The organism is Flavobacterium sp. CBA20B-1, from assembly GCF_028473145.1.
Classification (GTDB): Bacteria; Bacteroidota; Bacteroidia; order Flavobacteriales; family Flavobacteriaceae; genus Flavobacterium.
Genome location: NZ_CP092370.1, coordinates 60,330 through 74,926, shown reverse-complemented (window position 1 = coordinate 74,926; position 14,597 = coordinate 60,330). Strand labels below are relative to the sequence as shown.

Sequence of the window (14,597 nt, the reverse complement as noted above, 5' to 3'; positions counted from 1 at the left end):
AATTTAAAAGTACTTTGTATTTCAAAGTTTATTAGTAAAAAAATAAGACTGGTTTACTGTCTCATTATTTTTTCGAGGAAAGCAAGATGTTGCTGAAATGCCAACTTGCCTGCTTCGGTAATTTTATAGGATGTTCGCGGTTTTTTACCCACAAATTCTTTCTTAATTTCGATATATTCGTGTTTTTCTAAGGCGGTAGAATGGCTTGCAAGATTGCCATCGGTCACTTGCAGCAGATTTTTCATTTCGGTAAAATCTACCCAATCGTTCACCATAAGAACCGACATCATTCCCAAGCGCACTCTGCTTTCAAATTCTTTATTTAAACCGCTAATTATACTCATTTACTTATATTTTCGGTATAAAATCACACCGTAAACAATGTGCAAAACGCCAAAACCAACTGTCCAAAAGATTAATCCTTTACCAATAAAAAATAAAGACAAACAGCCTAAAACTATTTCAAAGTATCCCAAATATTTAATATCTGAATAGGTATATTTCTCGGCATTTACCAAAGCCAATCCGTAGAAAATAAGGGTTGTACCCGCAACCAATCCGTATAAATTATATTGTAGCAACGCCAAAACAAAAACACCGCCAACGAGTAATGGAATTGCCAATTGAACCAGAATTTTCTTGGTGGTAGCCGTCCAAATTTGTAAACCCAACTTTTTGCTCTTTTGGACTGTAAAATAGCATCCACAAAAAATAGCTAATACTAAGGCTGATATTCCCAAAATTAAAAGAAGGTTTACCATGTAACTTTCGTAAGGTTGCACATGATTACTCCTAACGTATTGCATTTTTCCATTGGTTAAATACATTGCCAAACATCCAGTTACCAAACCAACAATGCCTGCTCCTATCCCAGATAATCCGCTTAAAGATAAAAACCTGGATGAACGTTCCATCATAGAACGGATATGTGCTAAATCGTCAGAAACTTTTTGATTCATTCTATTTTACTTTGAAATACAAAGTTATTTGAAATTTTAATTATTCCAAATTTTTTTTATCAAATTTTGTTACAATATCCTATTATTGCCTTTGCATGCAAATTTATCCGTATTTCTTGGTGCTGCTCATTATTGATGACCAATAAATCATTCGGTTGAAGGTGGTATTCGTGACTGTTTATACTTAAATTCATGGGTTCTTTGGCAAAGATAAATACAAAACTGTTTGATAAAACCTGCGTGTTATTAGTCTGTATCATGTTGGAAATTGCGTTTTTGTGCGCCATAAAATTAAAATCAATACCTTCAGAAAACGATTGAATGGTATCGTTCGAATCAAATTGAAAAATAATGTTTGGATTGTAAAATGCCTCTTTTCCATTTTGATACACATGCAAATCACCATTTAACATCAACAAAAAACGCTGGTAATTTTCAAACCGAGTAAAAATAGAAGGTGCTTTTATGATGGTTGCCACGCTTATTCGAAACAAAAAATTTCGTTCTGAATAATTCGATCCAGGCGGATAAATAAAATATTCATAGGTTTCGCCTCCGTCCCAAACTGTTGGATTTAAAAAATCTTTTGAAATTTTAGTAATTTTCATTTTGCATCAACATTAAATAATCTCCATTTTTTTCATAATGAATGTCGCATTTTTATTTTGGCAGATACCGTCTTTAAGCAAATAATCAAAATGGAGTTCATTGTTAATTATTTCCACCTCGAAACATTTATTTTCCATAGTTTCGGGATATTTATTTGTGGTTTCGCATACTTCCAAATCGTGTGTGGCAATCACTCCCAACACATTCATCTGATGCAGTTTTTCAATCACGCCAATGGTTCCCGATTGCTTGTCATTGGAATTCGTTCCCTTTAAAATCTCGTCTAGCAAAACAAAAATGGGTTGTTTTTCTGCTTTGGTAACGATTTGTTTCAATCGTTTTACTTCGGCAAAAAAGAACGATTCACTATCTGAAAGCGAATCGGTTAATCGCATCGAAACCCACAATGGCAAAGGATAAACGCTTGCTTGTTGCGCATCGATTGGCGCGCCACAATAACTTAAAACCAAATTAATACCAATGGTTCGCAAAAAAGTACTTTTACCGCTCATATTGCTTCCTGTTAAAATCACAAAGCTTTTATTGTGGAAATCTATCGAATTTCGGACTCTTTTTTCTTTTGGAATTAACGGATGACCCAAATTTTCAAAAGTGATTTGGTCTGAAGAAATGTTGGGATATTGATAATCGGAATTGTTATAGGCAAAATTTGCCAAGCTGTTTAATGCCTCTACCTCACCTAGAATTTTCATATATTCCCACAATTGTTTTTGATGGTTGCTTTTCCAGTTTTGCAACTTTTTATACACCCAAAAATGATACTGAAACAAACCATTAAATGCTATAAAAACAAATAAATTGGCAATTGTGTTCAGTTTTTCAAAGTGATTGGCCAATTGGGTTACAATTTCGAAAGCCGTATTTTGTTTGAATTTGAGTTGATTTTGCAGCAATTGCAGGTGTTTTGATTGAAAAGATTGACTTTCAAAAGCCTGCAACATTTTAGAATATTGCATTAATGTGTTGGAAATTTTGTCACTTTTACCGATTTCTTTCATGATGAATCTGCTAAAACTTCCCATGGCAATTAAATTCAGCGTAAAAAACAAGAATACCAATTTTGGAAAAACTACGTGCAGATTAAAAATCCAGCCAAGAATCGATAAAAATAGTAAAACAGGAAAAGCAATTGCTAAAATTTGATTGCCTTTTGGTGGATTTTGAATGGATGATTCGCTCCACTTTTTTATGGCCAAATCATCTTCTTTTGCAGTATCAGCCAAGTGTGATAACGCTTGAAAATGCTGGCGAAATGTTAAATTAGGTGCTAATTCCTTTATTGCTTCTTGTTTTTGAAGGATGTAATCGGCAGTGGGAATTTGCTGTAAACTTTCAGCCAAAGCTTCTTCTCCCAAAAATGTTCCCGTGCGATTGATGAACTGAAAAATAGAATGCGGTCCAAACAAATCTAAATCATAAGAAAAAGCATGTTGCGGATTTTGATACGCCAAACCATCGTTAAACTGATGTGTTCCCGATAAAAAAGAAAGTTCGTTGGTATTGATTTGCTTTAATGTTTTGTGATAGGCAACTTTGCTTTGCAATTTCAAATAAACCGTTACCACTAGTATAAACAAAACAATAAAAACCAATGCCATCCACCCAAAAACTTCTTGTTTGCGGTAGAGCATTAAATATAAAAAATAAACCGAAGCTGCTAATAAAACAATACGTGTAAAGCTGATAGCGTTTTTTTGCTTTAATAACTTTTTTAAGATGATCTCTTGTTCTTGGCTTATTTTTGAATACATGATGTGGTTTTAAGTGGGAATAAAAATACGCACAAAAAAACCATCTCGCAAATGAGATGGTTTTTACTTTTTAAGATAATAAACAATCGATTTTATTTCTTTCTCTGTCAATTTAAAATTATGAATGTATTCATTATAATTCTATTCTTCTTTTATTTTGATAGCCAATTCGTTTTTATGATGAAGTAAGCTGTCTTGATGATTGATATAATCCCTTAAAAAAGATAATTCGTATTTGTTATTTCAATTTGAAAAAGATTATCAAACTACCGATTAAATAGTAAGCGCTTTTGAAAATTGTAAAGGTAAACACTCATCCACTTATTGTTTTAAACTTTGTATCCATCAAAAATACCATCAAAAGCATTGCGGATTTGCAGATATAAAAAGTTGTAAGGTGGATGGAGAAACATACGGAATTGCTAAATCTAATCCTCTTAAAATCAATAAAATTCCTGTAAAAGTTAAAAATACAGGTACTGCTTTTTGCAATTTATTTTTAAAGTATTTATTAATCCAACTGCTCATCCAAATTAAAACGGTTAGCAACGGAATGGTTCCCAAACCATACCAAAGCATGAACAAACCACCATATACCCCACCTTGAGTGGCAGTTGCTCCAAACAATGCCATATAAATCATGGCGCAAGGCAACAAGCCATTTAGTAGTCCCAAAACATATAAAGAAAAGGCGGTCCGCTTTTTAAGGTATGCTCCAAACACACTTTTAAACTTCATATATCCTTTTGAATTGAACTTTAAGAGTGATTGTTGCAACCTTTTTTCATTTAAAAAAAGTACACTTATTATTAAACAAATCCCCAAAATAATCGATGTTTGTTGTTGAAAACCTGTGATAAACAACCCTTTTCCTATCGTTCCAAAAACAACGCCCAGCAACGTATATACTGATATTCTACCCAAATGATACAGCACAATTAAGAGTGTTTTTTTGGTGGTGGAAAACTGGTGTACAGGTAATGCCAAAGCAATGGGTCCGCACATGGCCACACAATGCAGACTGCTTAGCAAACCCAATAACAATGGTATGATCATTACAAATGGAGTGTTTGTTGTTTTAAATAATCGGTGCCCTTGTAAGAAAAATCAATGCTAATATCCCAACGACCATCTATCAAGCGAGATTTAGGTATAAGCAAGTAGTTTGATGACAATTCTATGGGAATTGTTTGATCAAAAGCTTGATTAGACGGCCTGTAAAGGGATACTGTTCCTATTATTTCTTGCGGATTGAAATCCTTTGGAAAATAAATTGCTATTCCTTGTGATGTGGTTTTTATCTGAAAAGCATCAGCCAATTTGTTGGCATTTTGCTGTTTGGAATAATTGCTATTCACCTCGGTTTCTTTTTGGTAATATTGCTCTGTTACCAATTCGTTGTCATAACGTGCGTCTATTTGCACACGAATCACGTATTGCAGTATAAAAATCATAAATGCCGCAATACCAATTACGATGCCTGTTCCCCAATTAAATTTCATTTGATTTTGTTTTAGTTTTTCTTTCTATTTTAATTAAAACTTCGTGGACTCATAAAGTTTGTTTTTGTTTGATCGATTAATTCTTCATTGTTATACACCTCTATTTGCACTTCTGTTTTGTCGCTTTTTAAAACGGCTTGTGGAATTTCGATGAACAACGTTCCTTGTGCCATATCTTCTTTTGGGATTTGGATTGATTTTTTCCCAACCAATTCAATTTTTCCTTCTGGATGAGCCAGTTTTATGGTAACATTATCAAAATTTTGGGTTGATTTGTTTGCTATTTTATAGGTATATACATTGCTGATATAATCGCCTTTATGTTCAAATAGCTGACCAGGTAAGCGAAGAATTTTTGCTTCTACATCGCTTCGCATAAACAGCAATCCGCTTAAAATTCCAATAAGAATCAGCAAAACAGCCGTATAGCCTTTCATGCGTGTAGTGAATACAAATTTTTCTTTTTTTGCTATTTCGCTTTCAGAGGCGTATCTGATTAATCCTTTTGGAAGATTTACCGATTCCATCATAAAATCACAAGCATCGATACACGCTGTGCAGTTTACACATTCCAATTGGGTGCCGTTGCGAATATCAATTCCTGTTGGGCAAACATGTACACATTGTGCACAATCGATACAATCGCCTAAACCTTTTTCGTTTCGATCTTCATTTTTTCGAAATTTTGCCCGACCGTTTTCAGCTTCTCCTCGTTTGTAATCATAAGCAACCACAATGGTTTTTTCATCTAACAAAACCCCTTGCAACCTGCCATACGGACAAGCGATGATGCACACTTGTTCGCGAAACCATACAAATACAAAATAAAATACGGCTGTGAAAATAATGAGTGATACAAATGTAGAAATATTGTTTACTGGCCCGTTTATAATCATTGATAGAACATGGTCGCTGCCTACAATATACGATAGAAAAACGTTGGCTATAACAAAAGAAACTATAAAAAACACGAACCACTTTAACGCTTTTTTACGGATTTTTTCAGCATTCCATTCTTGTTTATTCAAGCGAATTTGTGCTCCGCGGTCGCCTTCTATCCAATATTCAATCCTTCTAAAAACCATTTCCATAAAAATGGTTTGCGGGCAGATCCAACCACAAAAAATCCTTCCAAAAACCACTGTGAACAGTGCCACAAACACAATACCGATGATCATACCAATCACAACGATATAAAAATCTTGTGGCCAGAAAGTGAATCCAAAAAACGAAAATTTTCGCTCTAAAACATTAAACAAAAAAAACTGATTGCCGTTGATTTTTACAAAAGGCGATGCCAGCAAAATCAGTAGTAAAAAATAGCTGACCCATTTGCGTTTGTTATAAAATTTTCCGGCAGGTTTTTTTGGATATACCCAAACTCTTTTTCCTTCTTCGTCAACCGTACCTAATCGGTCTCTAAAGTTGTTGTGATCTTCACTCATTATAATACTGAATAATATTTTGTTTTAAATAACCACAGCCCTTATGAGAAGAGCTGTGGAAGAAAAATAAAACTAAAACGCTCCAAATGGTTATGGATGTTATTATGGTGCACTAGGTGCTTGATTATTTGTGTTTGCTAAGGTGTCGTTTGTTACGCTTCCGTTTGTTTGGGATGCGGCACTTGCAACTGCAACCTTATCACCTTCGGGTGCTTTGGCATCGGCAGGATTTGTTCCTTGCAATGACAAAATATAACTTGACACTTTTTGAATATCTGATGGTTTTATTTGTTGTTTCCAAGCCACCATTCCTTTGCCATCACGACCACCTTCCATAATGGTAGTAAAGATTTCTTTCACATCACCACCTAAAATCCAATACTCATCGGTAAGGTTGGGACCAATTCCACCACCACCATCGGCACGGTGACATGCCACACAGTTGGAATCGAAAATAACTTTTCCGGCGGCTAAATCGGCTGGGTCGGTTAACAACACAACTTGATCGGCTGTTAACAAATCGGGAGCTGTTTTTTTGTACTCTTCGATTTCTTTCTGCGCCATTGCCAAGTCTTTTTCTAATTCTTGTATTTGGTTATCGCCGCCAAACAGGTGGTATTTTCCTAAATAAATCACTCCGAAAATAATGGTAACATAGAATAAATACACCCACCACGGTGGCAAATCGTTGTCTAATTCTTTGATACCATCATAGTCATGATCCATTTCAATTTCTTTTTCTTCTTCAATAGCACGCGATTTGGTAAGCTTTTTCATGAGCTTTTTCACAAACGGCAATTCCGAAAAAGGTAAATTGTCTAATGCTTCTTTTTGAGCACGTTCTTCGGGTGTCATTAGTTGCTCTATGATATTGTTTGAAGCATTTGCAACAATTTCTAAAGCAATTATAACCAACAAAATCAAACCTAAAAGTGCTAAGACCGACGGATAAGCCATAATCATTGGCTTATCACCCGAATCTATAAAGTATTCCAGAATGCCATAGCAGGTAAAAAATACTACTGGAATACGAACATATACAGGAAAAAAACGTTTCATAATTTGGTGTTTGTATTAATTGAACTTTCGTTATTGCCCGTGTTTTGCAAAGGCAAGTTACTTAATTCGTTGAGTGTATGTTTTTTGTAAGTGAACACCCATACGATTAATCCTACAAAAAATAGAAAGAAAATAAGTAGCGCTATAATGGGATAAATTTCGATGCCCGAAATGGTATCCATATTGTGTTTTATAAACTTTAACATAAGAATTATTTTTGTTCTTTTACCTTAATATCGGTTCCCAAACGTTGTAAATAAGCTATTAATGCGGTGATTTCTCTTTCGCTCATCGGAACAAATTTTTCTCCGTTTGCTTCGGCAGCTTTTTTACTTGCTTCGTACGATTTTACAAAATCAGGATCGCTCTTTAAACTTTCTTCTATTTTTTGTGCTTGAATTTGAACAGTTTTTTTAGCGTTTGCAATTTCCTCTTCGGTATAAGGCACTCCTAACTTTTGCAGCACACGCATTTTGGTTTCTACTTCAGAAAGATCCATTGCTTCGTTATCAAACAACCATTTGTAGCCCGGCATGATTGATCCCGGTGAGGTACTTTGCGGATCCCACATGTGGTTAAAATGCCAGTTATCATTGTATTTTCCGCCTAAACGATGTAAATCGGGTCCGGTACGTTTTGATCCCCATAAGAACGGATAATCGTACACAAATTCTCCAGATTTTGAGTATTCGCCATAACGTTCCACCTCACTTCTAAACGGGCGAACCATTTGCGAGTGACAGCTCACACAGCCTTCGCGTATGTATAAATCACGACCTTCTAATTCTAATGGAGTATATGGTTTTACGCTTGATATGGTTTGAATGTTAGAATCTACCACCAATGTGGGTACAATTTGAATAATTCCACCTATCAATATCGCCACAGTAGCCAAAATGGTTAACTGTATAGGTTTGCGTTCTAACCAAGCATGGAAGCGTTCCCCTTTTATACGATTTGGAGCAATGCGAGCCAATGCAGGTGCTTCGGCCAATTCATCTTCTACTTTTGCAGCAGCAGTCATTGTTTTGTAAACATTATACACCAATACCAAAATACCAATAACATATAAAGTTCCTCCAATTGCGCGCATTGCATACATAGGCATAATTGCGGTAACGGTTTCTAAAAAGTTACCATATTTTAAGGTGCCGTCTGGGTTGAATTGTTTCCACATCATGTGTTGTTGAAAACCTGCTACATACAGCGGAATAGTATAAAGAATGATACCTAGTGTGCCAATCCAAAAATGAAAATTCGCCAATTTTTTAGAGTATAATTGTGTTTTGGCAATTCTTGGCAACAACCAATAAATGATTGCAAAAGCCATAAATCCGTTCCAAGCCAATGCCCCAACGTGTACGTGGGCAATAATCCAATCGGTGAAATGGGCAATAGCATTTACGTTTTTAAGAGAAAGCATAGGCCCTTCAAAAGTAGCCATACCATAACCTGTAATTGCCACAACAAAGAATTTTAAAACAGGCTCTGTTCGCACCTTATCCCAAGCACCACGAAGTGTTAGCAAACCGTTGATCATACCACCCCATGACGGCGCAATAAGCATTACAGAAAACACTACACCTAAATTTTGTGCCCATTCTGGCAAAGCAGTATATAGCAAATGGTGAGGACCTGCCCAAATATATAAGAAAATGAGCGACCAAAAGTGAATAATCGATAGTCGGTACGAATATACCGGGCGGTTGGCAATTTTAGGCAAGTAGTAATACATCAATCCTAAAAAAGGAGTGGTTAAGAAAAACGCCACTGCGTTGTGCCCATACCACCATTGCACCAGCGCATCTTGCACACCAGCGTATACCGAATATGATTTTAACATATTCACAGGCATCTCTAGATTATTAAAAATATGCAACACGGCCACGGTAACAAAAGTTGCCAAATAGAACCAAATAGCTACATATAAATGGCGCTCTCTTCGGTTTAAAATGGTCATAATCATATTGATACCAAAAACCACCCACACGATTGCTATTGCAATATCAATTGGCCATTCAAGCTCGGCATATTCTTTAGAAGAAGTATATCCCAATGGCAACGTAATTGCCGCTGCTACAATAATTAATTGCCAACACCAAAAGTTGATATTACTTAAAACATCACTATACATCCGGGTTTTGAGTAATCGTTGCAACGAATAATACACTCCACCAAAAATGGTGTTTCCTACAAAGGCAAAAATTACAGCATTGGTATGCAACGGACGTATTCTACCAAAACTTAACCAAGGAATATTATCGGTAATATTCGGAAAGATAAACATAACTGCCAAAAGCAAACCTACCAGCATACCTACAACTCCGAAAAGAATGGCAGCGTAGAGGAATTTTTTAACAATTTTGTTGTCATAATAAAATTGTTGTACTTCCATAAATACGAATTAATTTGATTGTTTTTGTGATTTATTTTCTTTTTTTGATTTTAATTCATCGTCAAACAACATCCTTACAGATGGTGTGTATTGATCATCGAATTGTCCGCTTTTAACTGATTTAATGAAGAGGGTCAGAAAAACGGCTGCAACAAATATGCTGATGCATATTAAAATGTAAATTACGCCCATACCTAAAATCTTTGTTCAAAGGTAGGCTGGGCGTTTTTCTTAAAATATGATAAAAGTCAGTTTGGTGTGTTTTTTTTTAACGTAAAGTAAAGGAAAGAATAGCAGGGTTTTTGAAACTAATTGTACATTTGCAAAACACACTATTCAAAAAAATACAGAAAGATCATACCTGATTGTTTGAAATGGTTGGTGTAATTCATAAAATTGATAAGAGAATCTATGAAAAGTACTGCTGAACGCGTTTATAAAATGACTTTTGCATCGGTATATCCACATTATATTGCAAAAGCTGAAAAGAAAGGAAAAACAAAGGCTGAAGTTGATGCAATTATCTTTTGGCTTACTGGTTATGACGAAACCGCGCTTCAGAAGGTGCTAGATAGCAAGGTGAATTTTGAAGATTTTTTCAACAATGCACCCGAACTTCATGCAAATGCAGCGAAAATAACGGGTGTGATTTGTGGCTATCGTATTGAAGATATTGAAGACCCTATCATAAAACAAGTTCGGTATTTAGACAAACTGATTGATGAGTTGGCAAAAGGCAGAGCTATGGATAAAATCTTGAGAAAATAACGCACACATAAACAAGCGCCTCTTAATGTGCTTCGCTTGGAATTGTACTTTTTTTTTCTATTATTGCTGTTTTATTTTTGAAACGATTCTAATTTTTTATTGATTTCATCATCGGTTTTTGCAAACAATACTTCCTCTTCTTTATAAATGATTCGAACAGAATATTTATTGGGCTGAATGGGTTTGCCATAAATCTCTGAGTAATTTTTAGTGAAAACAGCTCCAAAATATAAGATAATTGCTGAATAATATACCCAAACTAATATCACTAAAACCGAGCCTGCTGCTCCGTATAAATCCAATTGTGCGGAATTTCCTAAATATAGACCTATTGCCCACTTTCCAACCATAAATAAAACGGCGGTAAATGCAGAACCTACAAATGTTTCTTTCCAGCCTAATTTGCCATCGGGCAATGTTTTAAATATAAATCCAAAAATTATGGTGATGATAACTGCTACGAAAGTGGTATTAATGGCTGATGCCAGAAAAACCGTGTCGCTATTAAACAAACTGCTTAATTGATCATACATATAATCGATTACCGAATTGGCAATTAAACTCACCAATAGCACAAATCCTAAGGCACCAATCATTGAAAAAGACAGCAGTCGGTTCACAACAAACCGTATAATTCCCTTTTTGGGTTTAGGTTTTAGTTCCCAAATTTCATTGATGGAACTTTGAATTTCAGCAAAAATACCCGACGCCGAAAACAACAAAGTAACGGCTCCTACTATTGCCGTAACATTCAAATTGGTAGATAGTTTGATGTTTTTTATGGCTTCTTGAATTTGAAAGGCTGCTTTGGCACCCACTAAACTTTCGATTTGACTGAAAAACTCTCCACGAACAGCTTCTTCACCAAAGAAATATCCAGCCGAAGTGATGATTAATATCGCTAAAGGAGGGATTGAAAAAATGGTGAAATAGGAAAGCGAAGCACTAAATTTGATACAATTATCTTCTAAAAATTCGTTTACAGAAACTTTTAGTAGATTAAATATTCCTTTAAATTTATCTTTTATCATCATTTGTTTTTTATGTATTTATAGCAATTTATTGAACAAAGTTTTAGGAGAAAGGAAGTATTTTGTATGGATTGAACGCATTTATTCCATCGATGATTTTTTCGCGATCATTTCCATCATACCACTTTTTGGTGTTGTTGTCAAAAAATGATAAAATGATGCAATAAATATTGTTTAGTTTCCAATTTGCAAGATACAAACCCGACTCTTCAGGCTGGTATTGCGGATATCTTTTCCATTCAACTACTTTCATACGATTTTTTAATAAAAATTAATTAGTAGTTGTTTATATGATGTTTTATAGCATATTAAATGTAGTGCTTTTTTTGCAAAAAACAAATAATTCATTCAGAAAAAACAGCGGAATTTATGGGCTACAGCTTATCTTCTAGTTATTGCTTGTATTGATAAAAAATACCCGTGTCCCAAAGGGTGAAGAAAGAAGCTTTTAAACCTGCCGACTTTAAAGCGTTGTTTGCCCAAGTGTTGCAGGTATAGAACAAATTGTATCTGCCTTTTGCTTCATAAAAAACATCGTTTTGCCCATAGTTTTGATCGGTTGCAATAAGCTGCAATTTGTCGTTCTCCTGATCAAATCGGTTTAAAATAAATGCGCACAATTGCTTGTATTGTTCTTTGTTTAATTTAATTTCGATACAATCTTGGTCAGCAATCATTTGATCGTGATAGGTTACATGCATTGCCGATTCACTCAACCAAAAGGCCGCTTTAAAGGCTACCGATGCTTTTAAATCTTCCCATTCGGGGGTTTGCAGATAAAAACCTTTATCGCCCCATCCAAAACCCACCCATTGCGCAGATGTTCTTTTGCCAGGTGTTAGTGAAGGATCCAAGTAGCTGCGCCAATCGTACACTTCATTGAAATAAGGCACAACTATATCAGTGTGTACGCCATTTGTTACAATAAAAACCGACAGGTTTTGATCTTTGTACTGCGATTGGTCTTTATTTACAGGAATGTAAGATACGGCAGTAGCCAATGCCAGATAAATCACAAAAAAACCAATAATCAACAGTAAATATGCCACAATTTTTTTTAGTGTTTTCAAATGTATAATGTTTTATACCACAAGATACAAATAAATTGATTACGATATACACTATTTGTTTGCTTGTATGTATTCTTGTTTTATTTTCATAAAAGATTTTTGGGTGCTGATAAGTTGGTTAATGAAATATGCTTTTAAATCTTGATAGTTGTTGTATGATAAATGCTTTGCCCAAGCATCGTTTTGATTTATTTCATTGATTTTTTTTAAAATTTTTGCGGTTTCGTTGGCTGATCTATAAACAGCGTTTTGGATATTAGAATTGTTTTTATGATTGTAAGTATATTGATTGGGCGACACTTCTTCTATAAAATACAAAGGTTGCGCATCTTCATTGCTGTAAAACTGGTTCCAAGCACAAAACCCCCAATAATTGGTTTGCTGCTTATGGTCGATATATTCCAAGCGCCAGCGGCAGTTCCCTACTCTACCCCAATGGTTCGAATAGCGAAAAACGCCTTCATTTGTAAAAAAATAACAACTACCGTGTTTACTGATAAAGTGCGGTTTGGAATAATCTTTTGGCTGATCAGCCTTTTTAAATACGGCAAATGTGTTCTTAAAAAAATTAAACCGGTTGTACATATTTAAAATTTCAAAATGGAGGAAAATGTTAAAAAAAACGATTTATAAAGTTATCACTGCAAAATACCAAATAAAAAGCCGAATTTTCATTCGGCTTTAAATCGTATTATACATTAAAACGGAAATGCATCACATCGCCGTCTTTCACGATATATTCTTTACCTTCAACACGTAGTTTTCCGGCTTCTTTTACTTTTGCTTCTGAACCGTAAGCAACATAATCATCATAAGCAATTACTTCGGCACGAATAAATCCTTTTTCAAAATCGGTATGAATAACACCTGCTGCCTTTGGAGCGGTATCACCAACTTTAATAGTCCATGCACGCACTTCTTTCACACCTGCGGTAAAATAGGTTTGCAAATTCAATAATTTGTAAGCTGCACGAATCAATACTGCTGAACCTGGTTCTGTTAACCCCATGTCTTCTAAGAAAATCTGACGCTCTTCATAGCTTTCTAATTCTGTAATATCTGCCTCGGCACCAACTGATAAAACAATTACTTCTGCATTTTCATCTTTTACCAACTCTTTTACCTTGTCAACATATTGATTGCCTTTTACAGCTGCTTCTTCGTTTACATTGCACACATAAAGCACAGGTTTAGAAGTTATTAATTGAAAATCATTCAATAAAGCTTCTTCATCTTGATTTTGCGGAACAATTGTTCTAGCCGATTTTGCTTGTAGCAGCGCTTCGCGAATACGTTCTAACAAAGCTGTTTCTGCTTGCGCATCTTTATTACCTGTTTTCGCAGCTTTTTTAGTTTTTTCTAAACGTTTTTCAACTGTTTCTAAATCTTTCAGTTGCAATTCAATATCTATGGTTTCTTTGTCGCGAATGGGATCTACACTGCCATCAACATGCACTATATTATCATTATCAAAACAACGCAACACATGAATAATCGCATTACACTCTCGGATATTTCCTAAGAATTGGTTTCCTAAACCTTCGCCTTTACTTGCGCCTTTCACCAATCCGGCAATATCAACAATATCTACAGTTGCCATTTGCACGCGTTCTGGTTTTACCAATTCTTCTAATTTATTAATTCGAGGATCGGGTACATTTACCACCCCAATATTGGGTTCAATGGTACAAAAGGGAAAGTTTGCACTTTGCGCTTTTGCATTAGACAAACAGTTGAACAATGTTGATTTTCCCACATTTGGTAATCCTACAATACCTGCTTTCATATAATTGTGCTATTTATATCAATTTTTAAAACGATGCAAATATATCGTTTTTAATTGGATTTTTAAGAGATATTCGATTTATGCGCAGAGCAGTTGTTTTAACTACCGCTTTTTATCAAATTACTGCTAATAATATTACAAAAAACGGAGCCTACATTCAAGCTCCGTTTTTTATTTATTGCATAATGAATTACTTAAATT

17 protein-coding genes are annotated in these 14,597 nt (G+C 35.0%); 1 reads left to right on the top strand and 16 read right to left on the bottom strand.

Features of this window, described 5'->3' with window-relative positions; translation table 11 throughout:
* Positions 1-53 precede the first annotated feature (53 nt).
* The 11 genes from MG290_RS00400 to ccoS form a co-directional block, all read right to left on the bottom strand.
* On the bottom strand, positions 54-344 hold the full coding sequence (locus tag MG290_RS00400; protein WP_264561968.1) for a winged helix-turn-helix domain-containing protein: 291 nt from the start codon (positions 342-344) through the stop codon (positions 54-56).
* Entirely contained in the window at positions 345-959 is a 615-nt protein-coding gene (locus tag MG290_RS00395) for a hypothetical protein (protein ID WP_264561967.1), read from the bottom strand.
* Positions 960-1,018: 59 nt separating this feature from the next.
* The gene (locus MG290_RS00390; RefSeq protein WP_264561966.1) at positions 1,019-1,567 is read right to left on the bottom strand and encodes a HutD family protein; all 549 of its coding nucleotides are present in this window, start codon (positions 1,565-1,567) and stop codon (positions 1,019-1,021) included.
* A 12-nt stretch (positions 1,568-1,579) separates the two neighbouring features.
* The gene (locus MG290_RS00385) at positions 1,580-3,340 is read right to left on the bottom strand and encodes a MutS-related protein (protein ID WP_264561965.1); all 1,761 of its coding nucleotides are present in this window, start codon (positions 3,338-3,340) and stop codon (positions 1,580-1,582) included.
* A gap of 357 nt (positions 3,341-3,697) precedes the next feature.
* A complete protein-coding gene (locus MG290_RS00380; RefSeq protein ID WP_264561964.1) occupies positions 3,698-4,396 on the bottom strand; it encodes a sulfite exporter TauE/SafE family protein in 699 nt (232 codons plus the stop codon).
* Positions 4,396-4,842: a FixH family protein gene (locus tag MG290_RS00375; RefSeq protein WP_264561963.1), complete on the bottom strand. Its 447-nt coding sequence runs from the start codon at positions 4,840-4,842 to the stop codon at positions 4,396-4,398. Before MG290_RS00375 ends, MG290_RS00380 begins: the two co-directional genes overlap by 1 nt.
* A gap of 29 nt (positions 4,843-4,871) precedes the next feature.
* Positions 4,872-6,287: a cytochrome c oxidase accessory protein CcoG gene (ccoG, locus tag MG290_RS00370; RefSeq protein ID WP_264561962.1), complete on the bottom strand. Its 1,416-nt coding sequence runs from the start codon at positions 6,285-6,287 to the stop codon at positions 4,872-4,874.
* A gap of 102 nt (positions 6,288-6,389) precedes the next feature.
* Positions 6,390-7,346, bottom strand: a complete 957-nt coding sequence (locus MG290_RS00365; RefSeq protein ID WP_264561961.1) for a cbb3-type cytochrome c oxidase N-terminal domain-containing protein — start codon at positions 7,344-7,346, stop codon at positions 6,390-6,392.
* Entirely contained in the window at positions 7,343-7,552 is a 210-nt protein-coding gene (locus MG290_RS00360) for a cbb3-type cytochrome oxidase subunit 3 (RefSeq protein WP_257499340.1), read from the bottom strand. The genes MG290_RS00365 and MG290_RS00360 overlap by 4 nt, the downstream gene beginning before the upstream one ends.
* A 5-nt stretch (positions 7,553-7,557) precedes the next feature.
* Entirely contained in the window at positions 7,558-9,741 is a 2,184-nt protein-coding gene (gene ccoN / locus MG290_RS00355) for a cytochrome-c oxidase, cbb3-type subunit I (RefSeq protein WP_264561960.1), read from the bottom strand.
* A 9-nt stretch (positions 9,742-9,750) separates the two neighbouring features.
* Positions 9,751-9,933 (bottom strand): cbb3-type cytochrome oxidase assembly protein CcoS, encoded by a 183-nt coding sequence (gene ccoS, locus MG290_RS00350; RefSeq protein ID WP_257499342.1) that lies wholly within the window; start codon positions 9,931-9,933, stop codon positions 9,751-9,753.
* A 219-nt stretch (positions 9,934-10,152) separates the two neighbouring features.
* Here ccoS and MG290_RS00345 point away from each other — a divergent pair, with 219 nt between their 5' ends.
* Positions 10,153-10,509 carry a DUF2200 domain-containing protein gene (locus MG290_RS00345; protein ID WP_264561959.1) on the top strand — a complete coding sequence of 119 codons (357 nt, stop codon included), beginning with the start codon at positions 10,153-10,155 and terminating at the stop codon, positions 10,507-10,509.
* Positions 10,510-10,580: 71 nt separating this feature from the next.
* Here MG290_RS00345 and MG290_RS00340 read toward each other — a convergent pair whose 3' ends face one another.
* The 5 genes from MG290_RS00340 to ychF all read right to left on the bottom strand — a co-directional run bounded on the left by MG290_RS00340 (position 10,581) and on the right by ychF (position 14,396).
* Complete coding sequence (locus tag MG290_RS00340) at positions 10,581-11,543, bottom strand: YihY/virulence factor BrkB family protein (protein ID WP_413614611.1); 963 nt, start codon at positions 11,541-11,543, stop codon at positions 10,581-10,583.
* A 40-nt stretch (positions 11,544-11,583) separates the two neighbouring features.
* On the bottom strand, positions 11,584-11,793 hold the full coding sequence (locus tag MG290_RS00335; RefSeq protein WP_264561958.1) for a hypothetical protein: 210 nt from the start codon (positions 11,791-11,793) through the stop codon (positions 11,584-11,586).
* Positions 11,794-11,932: 139 nt separating this feature from the next.
* Positions 11,933-12,610, bottom strand: a complete 678-nt coding sequence (locus MG290_RS00330; RefSeq protein ID WP_264561957.1) for a TIGR02117 family protein — start codon at positions 12,608-12,610, stop codon at positions 11,933-11,935.
* A gap of 51 nt (positions 12,611-12,661) precedes the next feature.
* Positions 12,662-13,195 carry a hypothetical protein gene (locus MG290_RS00325; protein WP_264561956.1) on the bottom strand — a complete coding sequence of 178 codons (534 nt, stop codon included), beginning with the start codon at positions 13,193-13,195 and terminating at the stop codon, positions 12,662-12,664.
* A 106-nt stretch (positions 13,196-13,301) separates the two neighbouring features.
* Entirely contained in the window at positions 13,302-14,396 is a 1,095-nt protein-coding gene (gene ychF / locus MG290_RS00320; protein ID WP_264561955.1) for a redox-regulated ATPase YchF, read from the bottom strand.
* Positions 14,397-14,597: the final 201 nt, after the last annotated feature.